1 protein-coding gene is annotated in these 659 nt (G+C 63.9%); it reads right to left on the minus strand.

Translation table 11 applies throughout. The features are described from left to right. Positions 1 to 638: tetratricopeptide repeat protein (locus DMB66_RS60495; RefSeq protein ID WP_125812739.1), on the minus strand; the 638-nt coding region annotated here is incomplete at its 3' end. Positions 639 to 659: the final 21 nt, after the last annotated feature.

Genomic DNA, 659 nt, shown 5'->3' on the forward strand with positions numbered 1-659 from the left:
TGTAACGTGAAAGGATGGGTTGACCCTAGTTCGCTGACCATCTGGGCTGTGGTGCGATCGAGCAGGCTCAGCGCGTCGTCGCGGCGGCCGAGGCTCCAGTACGTTTCGGCGAGTACCGAGTCGGTGAAAAGCCGCTGAAAGCGGGGCTGATTCGGGTTTCGGTCGAGGGCCGCAGCAAGGATCTCCAAGAGGGCCGCGGCGTCATGATGCCGCCCAGCAGCGGCGTATGCCATACAGAGGCTCCGCCACGAGTACGGCGTCCCGCGATGCGTCTCGCCGAGCACGCGAAGATATTCGCCGAGATTGTGCTCGTGTAACGCCACCGCAGTGGAGGCCCGATCGGGAAGCCCATAGTCATTGGACGACTCGAGATAGTTGTTCGCCAGGATGTTGCGGGCGTTCAGAGTCTCCGGGTGTGTGTCGCCCAGGTGTTCTTCGCGCCATGTCACGACCTTGGTGTTCAGCGCGATGGCCTCGTCGTGCCGGCGCTGTCCACCGTAGGCGAGCGCGAGGCCCGCGGCGGCGTCGATGGTGTCTTCGTCATCGGCGCCGAGCAGGCGTTCATGGTCTTCCAGAACGGTCCGGCCAAGGTTGATCGCCTGGGTGTGCTCCCCGACCATCCACAGTTGGCCGATCATCCATCCGCGCAGACGCAGCAA

The sequence above is a fragment of the Actinoplanes sp. ATCC 53533 genome, assembly GCF_003947245.1.